Consider the following 17,490-nt stretch of genomic DNA (forward strand, 5'->3'; position numbering starts at 1 on the left):
AATTAAGAAAGTTCATAATTTAGTTGGTTGTCTTATCCAATCACTCTAATATAGAAATTAAATCTTAATGAACAAAATTTTTTAGAACATATATATAAAATCATCAATACAATTAAATATAAAATTTGAAGTTCTATTTTATTAATAATAAATAACATTTTAATATTAAGAAGTAATATTATTTTAAGATGATTCAGTTGTTGATTGGAATAAATATAAGGATGAAGAATCTGAGTGAGATTTAAAACATTAAATGGGACATAGATATGCATATTTGATGATATATATGAAAGCGAGGTCTTAAAATGAAGAATCATATAAATGTTATATTCTTTGATTTGTTTTTTACACTTGTAACACTCAAATATAATGAATTAAAAAATGAAAATGATGTGCTAAAAATAACAAAAGAACAATGGGAAGTTTATGCAGAAGATAATGAATTGTATAAAAAGAGAGCAACTGGTGGAGAAAAGGTACCTATAAAAATAATTGAAAACATTATTGAGAAAATAGGAATACAAGTTAGTAATCAGGATAAAAATCAAATATTGAAATTAAGAATAGAGAGATTTAAAAAATCTTTAATAGAAGTAGATTCTAAAATTCTTGATGTTCTAATAAATTTAAAAAAAAGTGGAAAAAGAATATGTTTAATAAGTAATGCTGATGTTATTGATGTAAAGTATTGGAGAAAGTCTCCGTTATATAATTTATTTGATGAGGCAATATTTTCATATAAAGCAGGATTTTTAAAACTTGAAAGTGAAATTTATAGTATTGCATTAAATAAAATGAATGCAAAACCAGAAGAATGTATTTTTATTGGAGATGGTGGGTATAGTGAACTAAAGGGTGCAAAGAAGTTAGGTATGAAGACAATATTGACAACTTATCTATTAAAAAGGGATGAAGAACAACTTAATAAATTAAATGAATTTGCAGATTATCATATTAAAGATTTTAGGCAAATAGAAGATATAGACTAATAGAGAAAAAGCAATATCTGTTTTATGCGATAATACGGATGTAGGCTGAGGAATCAACATGTATTACATAATGACTGGTTATTGATGTTATCACAAGAAAAACTAAAACTGAAAATGGTATTTAATAGCGAATATACAAAAAAGTGTTATACAGAAAAAGTATATCACTTGCATGTTGGTTATAATAATTATTAAAATAAATTATATTTTAGAGACTATTTTATAAAACGCAAAGGTATTGTAGAAGAATATAATAATCTTAAATTAAACTCAATGAAAAGATATGAGCATGATAGAGATGGATATACAACTAGTAAATCTAGTTTCGTTTTAAAATATACAGAAATAGCAAGAGAAGAATATGTTAATAAATATAATCCAAGAAGATTATTTACATATAATTAGTGATTAAGGAATATATTACTTGTCTTTATAAGTAGACAAAAAAATATTAAATTGTTTGAGGTGAGCAAATGAATTTGAAAGAAAAGGAGATAAATTTTAATGAAAGAAGATATTGAAGAAAAAATAAAAGCATTTTGTAAGAAGAGCAATATGAAAATTGATAAGCTTTCTATTAATACTACAGAAAAGGGATATGTTGCAACTGATGGCTATACTTCAATTATGTTTGATAAGAAAGGAAAAATTTCATCATTGCCTATGCATAAATTATATGGAAATAATATGACAAGTTTTGTTGGCAGTGGGTTGTCAATATATCTGTATGTTATTGCTACACTATTTATAGTGGGAATAATATATAAGATACTAAAATGATGATATATTAATGCTTTGTATTTTAATCTTAAGCATGCTGATTTAATCTATTTAAAAGATTATTTTAAAAGTCATGAAATAATTTTATTTTCAAGGAAGTAATAAATGAGAATCGTTTATTAGAAGAGAGAAATGAATTTTTTGCAATCATGACTTAAGAACTCTTTTAAATGTTATTTATTTGTTTTACAAATGGAAATAAGTTGTTATAAAAATTTAACTACAGAAAATATTAAAAAGAATAGTTTACTACATAAATAAACTATTCTTTAAATTGATTTATAATTATTTAATAAGGGGTAAATAATTATTTCTTAACTACTTTACAAATATTATTATAAGATATTAATGTGTCAATTTTATGACAAATTGAACTTAAATTACAAAATTGTTAGTGGTATTTAAGGAGCGTGTAATTTAACACAATGAATAAAATTAAAACCAGTTGAATTTTAGAATTGCAGATTTATTTTTATTTTGAAATTATACTTAAAGTAAAATAGCCTATAAAACCAATATACAAGTTATTAATGTGACTATAGATATTCCTTAAACAAGTTTTTATTCTACGATAAGCTTCCAAGTAAGGAGTTTTTAACAAAGGCTTATTAGGTCTATTTTTTCATATTCTCACACCTTCTAATAAATTTAACATTTTAATAATTGAATTTTAAATATAATTACAAGCTCAGTTACAATGCTAATATTATTTTAGCAGAAAGCAATCCATAATATATAATAAATCTTTATATAAAAATGCAAATATGTCTTAAATCATTGTATGAAATTAGCTTATAATATATAATTTATAGTAGATTTATGTAATTTTAAGTATAGACACATGAAATTGAATAACAAGTCAAAGGTGCTATATCTATTTGGTATCAGATAAAATAAGTTAGAATGTTGATTTGTCATTTTTGAATGTGCATTAATAATCAATAAAGGTTGTGTTTAAATGGAATTAAAAAGATTTAATCAAAAAGATATAATTTTTGCATTAGATATAGGGACAAGATCTATTATAGGAACAGTAGGTATAATAAAAGATAAGAAGTTTCATGTAGTATGTGAAAAATATTTAGAACATGAAGAAAGGGCAATGATAGATGGTCAAATACATGATATTACATTGGTCGCATCAGTTGTTCAAAAAGTTAAAGCATATCTAGAAGATGAGCTTCAAATCCAGCTTAATGAAGTGTCTATTGCTGCAGCAGGTAGATTTTTAAGAACAGTTGATGTAAGATCAGACATTGAACTTAATGAGGATGAAGAAGTAGACAAGGAAATTGTTAGAAGTCTTGAATTAAGTGCTGTAAAAAAAGCTGAAGATGAAATAGCTACGAGTACCGAAGGAAAGTTATACTGTGTTGGTTATTCAGTGAAAAACTTTTATTTAAATGGTTTTTTAATATCTAATTTAACAGGACATAAGGGACAAAATATTGGAGCAGAAGTAATTGCAACCTTTTTGCCAAGATCAGTAATTGATTCACTTTATTCAGTAATGAATAAGGTTAATTTAAAGGTTGTAAATTTAACATTAGAACCAATTGCTGCAATGGAAGCTGCAATTCCAAAGAATTTAAGACTTTTAAATATAGCATTAGTAGATATTGGAGCTGGTACATCAGATATAGCTATAAGTTCTAAAGAAAGTATTTCAGCATATGGTATGGTTCCAATGGCTGGAGATGAAATTACAGAAGCTATTGTTCAGGAATATCTAGTTGATTTTAATACAGCAGAATATATAAAAAGAGCTGCCATTAAAGAAAAAGAAATAACATATATTGATGTTTTAGGTATGGAAAACATAATATTGTCAGAAGATGTGTTTAAATTAATTAGTTCAATTGTAAATAAAACAGCAGAAGAAGTTTCAAAGAAGATTTTAGAATTAAATGGTGGGAAGGCACCTAGTGCTGTATTTTTAGTAGGTGGTGGAGCACATACTCCGGGAATTTTAGAATCAATTGCAGATAAGTTAAAATTACCTTCTCAAAGAATTGCAATTAAGGATAGACAAGCGGTTATAGAATGTATTTCGGATAATGGATTAGGTTCAGCAGGAGTAACTGTTCTTGGAATAGCATTAACTGCAATAAGAAGTTTAGGGAATGATTTTATTGATGTTGTTTTAAATAATGATCCAATTAGTTTATTTAATTCTCATAAACATACAATAATGGATGTATTGCTTCAAGCCGGAATAAATCCATCATTGTTAATAAGCAAAAATGGAAAAAGTGTTAGATTTAATTACAATGGATGTAAGAGAATTGTTTTTGGGGAATATGGAATTAGTGCTAAAATTACAATTAATGGACAAGAAGGGACTCTTGAAACAGAAGTTAAAGCTGGAGATAACATTGTATTAGAATATGCACAAAATGGGAAAGATGCAGCACCAAAATTATCTGAGCATATTAGAAATATAAATTCAATTTCTATTTTTTTGGATGAAGAAATTATAAATATAGATCCAGTAATACTTGTAAATAAAAATAAAGAAGAATTGAATTATATAGTAAAAAGTGGTGATGAAATAGAAGTACTTTTACCATCAAATGTTTCTAATTTTAAGAAATTTGTATTAAAAGAAGAGGTAAAACTACTAAAAAATGAAACTGTATTAGAAGGTACATATGAAATTCAGGAAGGAGATTATATTGTAAAAGAAATCAGAAATCCTGAAGAAATTAAAGCAATAGAAGAGCAAGAAGAAAAAACAGAAAGTTATGAAAATGAAAACAATATGGTCATAGATGATACAGGCAATTTAGACGAAAATCATAGTGTGCTTGGAAATGAAGCACAAATAGCTAAAGAAGAATTTCGAAGTATAACAGTAAACGTAAATGGACAAAATACAGTATTAATGGGGAAAGCACAATATGTAATTGTTGATATATTTGATTATATAGATTTCGATTTAACTATAGCAAAGGGAATAATAAATTTAACTTTAAATGGAGAAAAATCATCATATACAGCAAAAATAAAAGATGGTGATATAGTTGAAGTTTTTTGGAGTAGTGTTTAATAAAAAAATTTTAATATATATACTGCAATTTAAGTTTTCCATTAAAATTGAACTATTATTAAGCCTTTTAGTTTAAATAATTTTATGTAGCATTTAGTATTTAATTTGTAAATTTGTTATTTTTACTGTGATATATTAATGACTATTAACAGTAATACAAGTTATTACAAAATAAACTTAATTAATGGAGGAGATATAGAAGTGATAGATTTTAAGAGAGAAGCTAATCTTATAAAAGATGAACTTATAGAAATAAGAAGAGATTTACATGAACATCCTGAACTTGGATTCGAAGAAGTTAGAACATCAAAAACTATTAAAGAATTTTTAAAGGCAAATAATATTCCTTATGTTGAAGTAGCAAAAACAGGAGTGTGTGGTATCATAAAAGGAACAAAAGAGGGGAATAATAAAACTGTAGCTTTAAGAGGTGATATAGATGCACTTCCGATTCAAGATATGAAAACCTGTGAGTTTAAATCTAAGATTAACGGAAGGATGCATGCATGTGGTCATGATGCTCATACGACAATACTTATGGGAACTGGAAAGTTATTAAATAAACATAAAGATAAATTTTCTGGAACTGTAAAATTACTATTTGAACCAGCAGAGGAAACTACAGGTGGAGCAACTCCTATGATAAAAGAAGGAGTTTTGGAAAATCCAAAAGCTGATTGTATTCTTGGACTTCATGTTGATGAAGAAACTGAATGTGGAACTATAAAAATAAAAAAAGGTGTGGTTAATGCTGCATCAAATCCATTTAGTATAAAAATAACAGGTCAAGGAGGTCATGGTGCATCACCTCATACTACTGTTGATCCTATAGTTATTGCAAGTCATATTGTAATAGCACTTCAGACAATAGTAAGTAGAGAAATATCACCTGTAAATCCAATTGTTATAACTGTTGGAACGCTACATTCTGGAACTGCTCAAAATATTATTCCAGGAGAAGCTATTTTAAGTGGAATGATTAGAACCATGACTAATGAGGATAGAGCTTTTGCTATAAAAAGATTAAATGAAATTGTAAATGGAATTTCAGCTATGTCAAGGGCAAAGGCAGAAATAAAAGTGGATGAAAGTTACCCTTGTCTTTATAATAATGATGAATTTGTTGATTTAATTAGTGAAAGCGCAAATGAAATTTTAGGAAAGAAAAATGTTTTAGAACAAAAATCACCTAAAATGGGTGTTGAAAGCTTTGCATATTTTGCAAATGAAAGACCTTCAGCATTTTATTTCTTAGGATCAGGTAACAAAGAAAAGAAAACTACAGAACCTGCTCATAGTAATTTGTTTAATATAGATGAAGATTGTCTTTCAATTGGAGTTGCGATTCAAGCATTAGCAGCCTTTAACTATTTAACAAAGTAATTTGAATTGACAATACTAGATTTACAAGGTACAATGCACAATGAATGAATAACTTATTTTAAAACTATACAATGTATATTTTTAAAATAAATAAAATTTTATTGTAAATAGATATTTGACAATGAATGAACAATCTCATGGAGAGAGTTCGAGAATCCAAATATAAGATTTGGATTCTTACTTTTCCTTGAAAAGATTTGAAATAATTAAAATATAGAGATGTGAGGTATTTGTATATATAAAATGATTCAAATTACAAAGGAAATTGTACCGCAACTGTTAACTGTTCATTGTTAACTGAATAAAAGGGAGCGATATATTTTGAAAATAGAAATAGGATCAAATGAAGCAGGTCAAAGATTAGATAAATTTTTAAGAAAATTGTTAAAGGATGTACCTTTAAGTGCAATTTTTAAAGCTTTAAGAAAAAAGGACATAAGAGTAAATGGTGGAAAACAAAATGAAAAGTACTTCTTAGTAGAAGGAGACATAGTAGAAATTAAATACATACAAAGTAAGAAAGAAGATAAAACAAGCAAGTTTATTAAAGTTGATCCAAAAGGGATTAAAATTGTATATGAAGATGAAAATATGTTAATACTTGAAAAATGGATAAATGTGTTAGTTCATTCAGATAGCAATACTAGTAAAGAGCCAACTCTTACAGATTATGTTCTTTCATATTTAAATGATAAGGGAGATTATATTCCAGAAAATGAATTGACTTTTACACCAGCAGCATGTAATAGGTTAGATAGAAATACATCTGGTATGATTATTTTTGGAAAGAGTTTTGAAGGATTGAAGTGTATAAATGAAGCAATTAGAGAAGATGAAATAGAAAAGTATTATTACACTTTAGCAAAAGGTAAAATAAGAGATGGACGTTATGAAGCATATATAGTAAAAAATCTTGAAACTAATATATCAACAATATATGATAACGAAGTTAAGAATTCTAAAAAAATAGCAATGGAAATAAGCACAGTAGAAACTAATGGTGCATATTCACTTATAGATATTCATCTAATTACAGGTAGAAGTCATCAAATAAGAGCTCACTTGGCACATTTAGGAAACCCTATAATTGGAGACAATAAATATGGAGATAAGAAATTAAATTCATTTTTTGAAAATAAATATGGTTTAGATTATCAATATTTATATGCTTATAAATTAATTTTTAGAGATGTTAATGGTAAGCTTAGTTATTTAAAAAATAAAACTATAGCAGTTGCATTACCTCCAATACTTAAAAAAATAAAACAAGATGTGTTTAAGTTTTCACTTAGATAGGAGGTAATTATGGAAGAGCGATCAGCCAATAGTAGTAATAGAGGCTTTTTAATTCTTTCAATAGCAGGTCTTATAACTAAAGTAATATCAGTATTTTATATACCTCTTCTTCAAAGGATAATAGGACTTGATGGATATGGGATATATCAAAATTGCTATGAGGTATTTTTATTTGTATATGCAGTTACAAATTTAGGAACTCAGCCAGCTATTGCAAAAGTGGTTGCTGAGCTTACAGCATTAGAAAAACCTAATGATGCTATAAGAACTCTTAAAATATCAAGAACACTTCTAGCTTTAGCGGGATCAACATTAACTATAATTTTAATGTTAGGTGCATTTCCTATTGGAAGATTAATTGGAAATCCAGCCGCATCTTATGGAATATTAATGTTGGCACCAAGTATATTTGTTACATCACTATTGTCATCTTATAGAGGATATTTCCAAGGTAGAAATAGCATGACTGCTATAGCAGTATCACAAGTATTAGAACAAGTTATAAATATTTTAATAAGTTTAACTTGTGCATTTTTCTTAGTTAAAATAAGCGTTGAATACGGTAGTGCTGGAGGTACTATTGGTACTTCAGTAGGAGCTCTAATTGCATGCCTTTATATGGTTTATATTTATAGTGTGAGGAATTTTGAAGAAGACGCTATAGAAAATCAAGGTAATAACAAAAGAGTTAGAACTAAACATATTATTAAAAAATTGATAAAATATGGGCTTCCAATTACCTTAAGTGCAGGGCTTCAGAATTTTGGAAGTCTTGTGGATATGGTAAATGTAAATGCCAGATTAGCAGTTGCAGGCTTTAAGTTGCAAGAATCACAAGTGCTTTATGGAGTTCTTGGAAGATATAAGACTTTATTATCAGTTCCTCTTATAGTTGTAACGGCACTTGGGACAACCGTATTGCCAGCAGTTGCAGCTGCTATGGCATTAAAAGATAAAAAGGAAATAAGAAGAAAAACTACTTTTGCTTTTAGGCTGACATTCATAATAACAATACCAGCAGCATTAGGACTTTCAGTACTTGGAAAAGAAGTTTTTGAATTATTATATGGTACAGATCAAGGGTTTGATTTGATGGTAATGGGGTCAGTGGTACTAGTACTTATGGCAATTGTACAAATACAAACTGTAATTCTTCAAAGTATGAATAAACTTTACTTTGTTCTTGGAACATTTAGTATTGGTATAGTTGCTAAAATAATTGCGAACTTCATATTGGTAGGGATTCCAGAAATAAATATTTTAGGAGTAGTTGCAGGTAATTTTTTATGGTTTGCAATACCTATGTTATTAAATCAAAGAGCATTAAAAAAGGCTCTTAGAATAAAAATTCCTTTGTTTAGAAATTTGATTAAGCCGCTTATAGCTTCAGCAATAATGGCAGGAGTAATATTTATTATGAAACAACCTATAGCAATTATAATTCAAATAACAAATGGAAGTACTATGCTAAAGGGAATTACAACTCTTTTAATTATTGCTATAGGAGGATTTGTTTATTTATATTTAATTATTCTATTTGGTGGTATTAAAAAGAGTGATATAAATAGCATATCGCCTAGAATATTTAACTTACTTCCTAGATTTTTAAGAGTAAAACTTAAATAAGGAATATGATAAAAATAAACTCTCATTATAATTTATTTTAAGAAGATTACTCTAATATTTAAGATAGAAATTGTAATTAGGTATATATTTTTTTATAACATGGCAGGCATTTGTTGATATTACAGAAGATTTTTATGTAACGGAAACAAATGCTTGCTTATTGTTTTTAGTTTTAAATATATTGTTAGATATAAAATAAATTAATTTTCATTTTCTCCAAATGTTCTAAAATATGCAAAGATTAGAAGAACAAGTACGATTATTGTAAAGTTATTTAAAATTATAGAATTTGTAAATAGGTGTTTTGAAAATATGTTTATAATTAAGAAAGTTAAAAATCCAAGCAAAATATATATTATTATATTTGATTTATTTAAATTAAGCTCAATATGTTTGTTGATTTCATACATATTAAGAAATAGTCCAATTGTGCAAGCTATAAACATAGTTAAGCTGTATCCAAAGATATTAATTGAAGGGATTGCAGTAAATATGTATAAACATATTAATTCAATTACAGCTTCAATTAATGAATTTCTAAGAATTATATTTTGCTTATTAAGTCCGTTTAATATTCCAAACATAGTTACTGCTGGGAAAAATATAGGGGCAGTAAGGGAAGCAAATCTAATATATGCTCCTAAATCATTTCTGCTATAAAACATTTGTCCTAAGGTATCGGGAATTACATTACATATTATAGTAGTTGATATTCCAAGGAGAAATGAAAGCTTTATAACTTTTTTTATTCTAATAGAAGCTTCGTATTGCTTTCCAAGAACTAAGGTTTGGGAAAGATCTGGAATTAACAATGTATTAATTGTACTAACTACAATTAAGGGGATTGTTATTATACTTAAGGCCATACCATTATATCTTCCTATCATACTCAAAGCTTCTTCGTAACTAAATCCTGAGGCAAGTAAACGTCTAGGAACAATTAATGTGGAAAGGGTTCCTAAAATATTTGTTAAAAACCCATTTATACAAAGTGGTATTGATATTATTACCACATCAAAAAGAAGCTGAAAGCCACTTTCAGGAGGTTTATAAGAAATAGGTCCTTTATTAATTGAATATTTATAGTAAATAAAAAGAAAAAACAAGCTTTGAAATTCACCAATACATAATGCAATGGTAGCTAAAGTTACCATGTTTTCAATAGTTTGAGCCTGAGTTAAGAAAATAAGTAAACTTACAGTTATAATTCTCATAGCTTTTTCAAATATGTCAATTATAGCTGGTACAGTAATTTTAGATGTTCCATAAAAATATCCTTTTAGTATGTTTGAAATTGCAATGCATACCATAGCGGGACAAATAACTCTAATAGCATTTATTGTTCTAACATCACTAACGCCATATTTTCCGATTATTGGAGCGGAAAAAAATACTATAATTCCTATTAAAAAAGCCCAAGATATATTGAATAGAGAAACAACTCGAATAGTTTTTACTATATTATTATGTTCATTTTTTTGTATGTATATAGCAGTTATTTTAGAGATTGAGGCAACTATTCCAGCGGTCATAAGACATATAAATAAATTGTAAATAGGCATAACTAAATTATAAAGTCCCATTCCTTCTGCACCTAAAACCTTAGAAAGATAGATGGAAAATATAAAACCTAGTATGCCTGTGGTTATATTAGATGCTATAAGTAAGAAAGAATTTTTGAAAAAATTATCTTTATCCAAAGTTTATTCACTCCTTTAAATTACTATAAAGCATATTCAATATAAGGTTTAAATATGAATTTACAATATTTACAATTAACAACAAAACAATACAAGATGTAGGAAGAGTTTACAAATTAATTAAAAAAAGATATAATTGGAATTATAAAAGTTATTATAAATAATGGTTTTATAAGGGGGAAAATAGATTGGATAGGATTTCAGACAACGAAACGATAAACTTTTTTTATAATGCATTACCGCTTATAGAGGTGCTTTTTGATGAAGACATATCTATGGCAATAACAGATACAGAAAAATATTTATATACTAAGTATAATAAAAACTTAGTATTAAGTGCAAAAGAGGGAGATAGAATTCCAGAAGGCGGAGCAATAATTGAAGTTTTAAAAACTGGAAGAAATTTTATAAAGGTTATACCTGAACAGGTGTATGGTGTCGAAGCTAAATCGTTTGCAATTCCAATAATAGAAGAAAATAAGGTTGTTGGAGTTCTTGCTGTAGCAAAAAGCTTGGATAAGAAAAAATCTGTAATGAACGTTACAAAACAATTAACAGAATCTCTTTTTCAAATATCAGTAGGAATAGATGAAGTAGCTAAGGGAGTACAAGAATTAGCAACTATGAATGAAAAAATATTAGGTGAGACTATAGAAGCCAATGAAAGAACTAATGATACTGATGAAATTTTAACCTTTATTCAAGGGGTTTCTAGTCAAACAAATCTTTTGGGATTAAATGCTGCTATTGAAGCTGCAAGAGCGGGAGAAGCGGGTAAAGGTTTTAATGTTGTTGCACAAGAAATTAGAAAATTATCTAATTCATCAAATGAATCTATTAAGAAGATTGATTCGGTTATGAAGCATATTTCATCATCGGTAAATAGTATAAATACTAATTTGACTAAATCTAATGATATTTCTCAAAACCAATCAGCGGCATTAGAAGAAATAGCAGCATCTATTTCTGAATTAAATTCTACAGCTAAAACATTAGAAGATTTAGCTGATAATTTATAAAAAGTATCAGATATCAGAGTATATCTGGTACTTTTTTTAATAGTTATAAATCAAATTTTATAATACATATAAATAAAAGGTATTAATATAATGCTGTTGCTTTAATAAATAGACAATAATAATCTACAATCTTTTTAGTAAATTATTATTGTCTATTTACTGCATAAAATATTTTCATCTTTAACAGTTACAAATATAAAATTTAGAATAAAAAAACTCATTAACAATCTCTAATTAGTATCTTAAGTTGTAATTTGGAAAATTAATAAAAATATTAGTTATACTGTTTTTGTATTTATTATGTAATGTTATTATAAATAAGAGTTTTAAAGAGAGGTCTTATTTTCATATTTTCACAATATAATTTAATTAAAGATATTATTTATTATACATAATGGACCTTTAGTAATTTTTTCAAAGGGTTAATTAAAGCAGTAAGGGGAGAGTTCAGTGAAGAGATTTTTAAAATTTATTATTTTTTCAGTGATAATAGTTGTTTTAGCTTTTGGATTATATAAATTTTCTAATCAATATAAAATGAGTATTTTGAAAAATAATATAGGTTGGAGTGTTGAATGTAAGAACTGCAAGAATGCTGTAGCATTTGATAAAGATGGTAATAAAAATACTTATATAGCTTATGATAATTATATTAAAGTTATTAGAGAAGATGGGCGAGAAGAAGTGTTGCTTCAGTCTAAATCACTAAAAATAGAAAACATAATTTTTTATACTAATAAATTATATTTCATTTCTAAGACTAATTTATATGAATATGATTTGAAAAATAAAAATTTAAAATCAATCTTAGAAAATATACCTTGTCAAGGCAAGTATTTAGATAGAAATTTAATTATAAAGGATTCTAAGCTCCTCTTATCTATAGGAAGTGCTACAAATTCAGGAATAGCTTCTTACGACAATAGTTACTCTAAAGATGATATTCCTTATGATAAAAGTTCTATAGATATAACTTTAAACGGAATTAATTATGGTGAAAAGAAGACAGGGGGATTTATGCCTTATGGAAATTCATCAGAAAATGGACAAAAGATAAGAACTGAAATTTTAGCAAATTCATGTGTAGTTGAAATAAATTTAGAAAATAATAAGCCATCATTATATGCTTCGGGAATAAGAAATATTAAAGGCTGGGATTTAGACAATGAAGGAAAATTAATTGGAATTATTGGAGGGATGGAGAATATAGGAGAAAGACCTGTAAATAGAGATTTCGATTATCTTTATAAAATTGATAAGGGGAAATGGTATGGATGGCCCGATTTTAGCGGAGGTGATCCTATAAGTTCACCTAGATTTAAAAGTGAAAAGTCAATATCTCCACTTATTGCAAATCCTCCTAACAAAATAGTTTCACCACCTATTTATCAGTATTCAGATGTAGGAACTATAAAATATTTATCCATTGATAAAGAAGGAAAAATATTAGAGAAGAATACAAAAATATATTTTGATGGAAAAGAGAATATTATAGGAGCAATAACTCAAGATAATATTAAATTTGATTTATTAAAGTTAAGAGACGAAAGTAAAATAAGAGGAATAAGATATTCAGAAGGAGATATCTTTATATTGGATAGTGGTATAGGATGTATTTATAAATTGCAAAGTAATGATTCAAACTTAAAGTTTAATCTCCCTCGGTCAGTATATATTTTTATAGGTACACTTTTACTTATATTGATTTGTTTGGTTATAAGGAAATTAAAATTAAAAAATAGTTCAAAGAAGGTTAGTTAATATAGATGTCAATAAATATAAATAAATTATATATATTCAATTTTTATGACGTGCTTTAATTTAACAAATTAATTAAAAAGTATGTACTTTAGAAATTAATTAATGATTGATTTTAACTAAAATAATAAAGCTGTTTTACTATGATTAGTATTCATATTAAAGCGCTTTGATATTTTGAAATAAATAAAATATTATTAAATTTCAAAGTGTGGGAAAAAATGTTAAAATAAAAGCGTGATATAAATAAGCTGATAGTATAAAGTCTGCTGCGAAAAGTAACAAATAAAATTCGTTTCACTATTAAATAAAAAGACTAAATTTTTATAATGAATTAAGGAGGAAAAAATGGGAAAGACATTAGTAATTGATTTAGAAAATACTATTTTACCAGGAGATATATTAGATGTTGGAGAAAAAAATCTTGGTATTATATATAATATTTCAAAAGAGGCGAAGGAAGAATTATCTTTAGATTATGTATCTAGCGAAACTAAAGTAGAACTAAAAAATAGAAAATATGATGCTTGTACATTCTTTTTTGAACTAAACAAAGTATGGACAAGTTTAGAAAAAGAAAAATTAATTAGAGAAATAAGTTCATATTTAAATGAGTTTGGTGAAATATTTATTTGGGATATAAATAAAGAAAGAGGAAAAGTATTTAATAATAAAGTAAAGGTTATATTACCTAACGGAAAAATTAAAGAATTTATTTTTAAAAATTTAAATATATTTTTAACTTCAAATGTTGAAGAAATAAAAAAAATCCTTGAAAAATATTTTGAAATAGAGGAAACTAAAGCGTGGGAAGATGTTTTTTTTATAAAAGGGAAAAAATTAATAGATAAAAGAAAGTAAAAAAATATACTTACCTGTTATTTTTATGTATACAAAAACAAATGTTAACGTAGAGGAGAAATTTAAAAATGAAGGTTCTGATTACAGCAGTTGACTCTAAATTTATTCATAGTAATTTAGCTGTTAGATATTTAAAGTGTTATACCAGAGACATTGAATATGAAGCTAAGATAAAAGAATTTACTATAAATGATAGGGAAGGACGAATATTAGAAGAAATAATTAAGGAAAAGCCAGACATTGTAGCATTTTCAACTTATATTTGGAATGTAGAACTTATTTCAAGAGTTTCTAATTTGATAAAAAGAGTAAATCCCAAAATAGAAATTCTTTATGGTGGTCCAGAAGTTTCTTTTGATTCAAGAAATTTTCTTGAAAATAATATAGGAGAATATGTTATTGAAGGAGAAGGTGAAAAAACTTATAGGGATTTTATTTTATACAAATTAGGGAAGATGAAGTTAGATGAGGTCAGAGGTCTTCATTATAAAATTCACAATGAGGTTTATTCTAACGAAAAACGACCTCTTATGTCTATGGATGAAATAGTATTTCCATATGAGGAAGATGAAGATTTAAGTAACAAAATAGTATATTACGAAGCTTCACGTGGATGTCCATTTAATTGCAAATACTGTCTTTCATCTACAAGTCATGGAGTTAGATTTCTAGAAATAAATAGAGTACTAAATGAACTAAAATATTTTATAGATAAAAAAGTAAGGTTAGTTAAATTTGTTGATCGTACTTTTAATTGTAATTATAAATTTTCTATGGCAATTTGGGATTTTTTAATCAAACAAGATACAAATACTCAATTTCATTTTGAAATATCGGCAGATATATTAAAGAATGAAGAAATAGAACTTTTATCAAAGGCTCCAGAAGGAAGATTTCAATTTGAAGTAGGAGTACAAACAACAAACGACGAAATCTTAAGAAACATAAATAGATTTGTTAATTTTAGTGATATAAAAGAAAAAGTTTTAGAATTAATGTCAATAAAAAATATTAAGCAGCATTTAGATTTAATTGCAGGACTTCCAGGAGAAGATTATGATTCTTTTAAAAGGTCATTCAATGATGTTTATTCAATAAAACCAGAAGAAATACAACTTGGTTTCTTAAAATTATTAAAAGGATCTTCTATGAGAGAAGATGCAGATAAATATGGAATGGAATATTCACCATATCCACCATATGAAATTTTAAAAACAAATACAGTTTCTTATGAGGAACTATTAAAATTGAAGAAAGTAGAGGAGATGGTTGATAAATATTATAATTCACAAAAGTTTAATTATATAATTAGATATTTTGAAAAAAAGTTTAATTCTCCATTTGATTTTTATTATAGTCTAGGAATGTTTTTTGAAAACAAGGGATATTTTAATAGAAACATAGGAAATATAGAATATTATAAAGTGTTTTTAAATTTTAATGAAACAGTGCTAAAAGATAGTAATAAACATTTAAATGAAATAATCAGATTTAATTATTTGATATTTTACAAAAATAGAGGATTACCAGACTTTTTAAGAAGTAGCATCTCTAAAGATGAAGAGAAAAACATTAAAGAAAAGCTTAGAGAAGAATATTCGTTCAAAGAATATCATTTAGAAAGATTTAACATAAATATAGAAAGATATATATCAAGTGATGAAATAATAGAAGAAGATTCTTATTATGTGTTTAATAATAAGAATGAATATGTTTATTTGCAGAATATATAAAATATATTACGGCTCAATTTTTTAAAATTTAATGATGAGATGTTTATAAAATGAACTATAAATAACATGAAATTAAAATGCTTTGTAAATAAGTGGTGATTTAAAAGGTATCATCTTGGTTATCATATGATAACCAAGGTGTTTTTTTCTATTGCGCAAGTATCTCTCTCAAAACATCCTTACCGTGTATAATATCTAATAATTCATCTTCTGTTCTTATTACGTTATTCTTAGACTTAAAGTATTTGTTCACTTTCTTTGCAAGCTCTTTAGAATCTCCGTCAAATGATGAAATAAAATCTATTACACTACTACCTTCATATACTGTATAAAGGTAAGGCGCTATTATATATTTCACGTCGTAGAGCATGGAATCCTCAATCCAATAGTCAATATGAGAGAGTTTTACCTTCTTTTCCATAAGTTTTGTATAAAATTCTAAACCATCTTCAGTAGATTCCCAGAAGTCTATATATGCATAGTCAAATTGACTTAGGAACTCTTCGTTATAGTAGTCGAAAGCGTTGCCATGAATGATTTCTAATTTCTTATAGGTTCTAAACTGAGGTCTGATGTACTTTTCAAACAAATGGATGACGTCCTTATTGAATTCAACTACCGTCACACTTTCTACATCATCTTTCAGCAGCCAAAGATATGGCAGGACTCCGATACCAAGTCCCATAGTCATACATTTTCCATGTCCTTTTTCAATTCCATCTCTCATGCTCTCTATTTCACTGATTGCAGGGGACATCCATACTGTATTATTTCCTTCTTTTAGAACCGGTAAATCAATATCTCTGTCAAAGTATCCTACAGGATGGTAGTGGAATAAGTATTTTCCTATTGGCTTATGGAAGTTCATGTTCATTAAAGTTCTTTTCTTGATGGTAGCTTTTTCATATCTTACGGTCTCAGAATACACACTGTCAAGTTTGATATCCCTATAATACGGATTATTGGTCAGGATTTTTAAGTCGTATTTTAATCTATCATAAGGAACGTTATATTTTTTCAGTATTTCTATTAGTTTTTTTTCATTCTTAGGAGTAAGAATCATCTCAGTATAATTCAGAATATCAGTGACATACTCATTAACATTCACCATGGACAGTATAAGTTTTTTCATTGCTATATTTAGTTCTGTATTTCTTTCAAATCTAATCATTTATTACCTCGAATCTACGTAAAATATAAAAAATACGTTTTTTTGATAATACCATATTTTATACATCTTTCGTAAGTATTAAATATTGTTTTTCATCTATACGTTATGGATTTGAATTTATGGAA

The 17,490-nt window shown here is 26.5% G+C and carries 12 protein-coding genes and 1 pseudogene; 11 read left to right on the top strand and 2 right to left on the bottom strand.

Annotated features, from left to right (window positions below; translation table 11 throughout):
* Positions 1–305 precede the first annotated feature (305 nt).
* The 7 genes and pseudogenes from CLPUN_RS21075 to CLPUN_RS21105 all read left to right on the top strand — a co-directional run bounded on the left by CLPUN_RS21075 (position 306) and on the right by CLPUN_RS21105 (position 9,123).
* Positions 306–989, top strand: a complete 684-nt coding sequence (locus CLPUN_RS21075) for an HAD family hydrolase (protein WP_077849197.1) — start codon at positions 306–308, stop codon at positions 987–989.
* A 210-nt stretch (positions 990–1,199) separates the two neighbouring features.
* Positions 1,200–1,394: pseudogene (locus tag CLPUN_RS21080) on the top strand (GrpB family protein); the annotation flags it as partial.
* Positions 1,395–1,493: 99 nt separating this feature from the next.
* Positions 1,494–1,769, top strand: coding sequence for a hypothetical protein (locus CLPUN_RS21085; protein ID WP_077849199.1), 276 nt, complete (start codon positions 1,494–1,496; stop codon positions 1,767–1,769).
* 958 nt (positions 1,770–2,727) lie between these two features.
* Positions 2,728–4,818, top strand: coding sequence for a cell division protein FtsA (locus CLPUN_RS21090; protein ID WP_077849200.1), 2,091 nt, complete (start codon positions 2,728–2,730; stop codon positions 4,816–4,818).
* Between the two features lie 201 nt (positions 4,819–5,019).
* Positions 5,020–6,201 (top strand): M20 metallopeptidase family protein, encoded by a 1,182-nt coding sequence (locus CLPUN_RS21095; protein ID WP_077849201.1) that lies wholly within the window; start codon positions 5,020–5,022, stop codon positions 6,199–6,201.
* Positions 6,202–6,522: 321 nt separating this feature from the next.
* Entirely contained in the window at positions 6,523–7,497 is a 975-nt protein-coding gene (locus tag CLPUN_RS21100; RefSeq protein ID WP_077849202.1) for an RluA family pseudouridine synthase, read from the top strand.
* Between the two features lie 9 nt (positions 7,498–7,506).
* Positions 7,507–9,123 (top strand): putative polysaccharide biosynthesis protein, encoded by a 1,617-nt coding sequence (locus CLPUN_RS21105; RefSeq protein WP_077849203.1) that lies wholly within the window; start codon positions 7,507–7,509, stop codon positions 9,121–9,123.
* Between the two features lie 200 nt (positions 9,124–9,323).
* Here CLPUN_RS21105 and spoVB read toward each other — a convergent pair whose 3' ends face one another.
* On the bottom strand, positions 9,324–10,823 hold the full coding sequence (spoVB, locus tag CLPUN_RS21110; protein WP_077849204.1) for a stage V sporulation protein B: 1,500 nt from the start codon (positions 10,821–10,823) through the stop codon (positions 9,324–9,326).
* A 188-nt stretch (positions 10,824–11,011) separates the two neighbouring features.
* Between spoVB and CLPUN_RS21115 the strand changes: the two genes are divergently transcribed.
* From CLPUN_RS21115 to CLPUN_RS21130, 4 genes are all read left to right on the top strand, one after another.
* Positions 11,012–11,842, top strand: a complete 831-nt coding sequence (locus tag CLPUN_RS21115; RefSeq protein WP_077849205.1) for a methyl-accepting chemotaxis protein — start codon at positions 11,012–11,014, stop codon at positions 11,840–11,842.
* Between the two features lie 450 nt (positions 11,843–12,292).
* Complete coding sequence (locus CLPUN_RS21120; protein WP_077849206.1) at positions 12,293–13,603, top strand: PQQ-dependent sugar dehydrogenase family protein; 1,311 nt, start codon at positions 12,293–12,295, stop codon at positions 13,601–13,603.
* 345 nt (positions 13,604–13,948) lie between these two features.
* Positions 13,949–14,461 carry a hypothetical protein gene (locus CLPUN_RS21125; RefSeq protein ID WP_077849207.1) on the top strand — a complete coding sequence of 171 codons (513 nt, stop codon included), beginning with the start codon at positions 13,949–13,951 and terminating at the stop codon, positions 14,459–14,461.
* Positions 14,462–14,529: 68 nt separating this feature from the next.
* On the top strand, positions 14,530–16,194 hold the full coding sequence (locus CLPUN_RS21130) for a B12-binding domain-containing radical SAM protein (RefSeq protein ID WP_077849208.1): 1,665 nt from the start codon (positions 14,530–14,532) through the stop codon (positions 16,192–16,194).
* Positions 16,195–16,342: 148 nt separating this feature from the next.
* Here the strand turns inward: CLPUN_RS21130 and CLPUN_RS21135 are convergent, their stop codons facing one another.
* Positions 16,343–17,365, bottom strand: a complete 1,023-nt coding sequence (locus tag CLPUN_RS21135; RefSeq protein ID WP_077849209.1) for a hypothetical protein — start codon at positions 17,363–17,365, stop codon at positions 16,343–16,345.
* Positions 17,366–17,490 lie beyond the last annotated feature (125 nt).

Origin of the sequence: Clostridium puniceum (assembly GCF_002006345.1) — a bacterium.
Lineage (GTDB): Bacteria > Bacillota > Clostridia > Clostridiales > Clostridiaceae > Clostridium > Clostridium puniceum.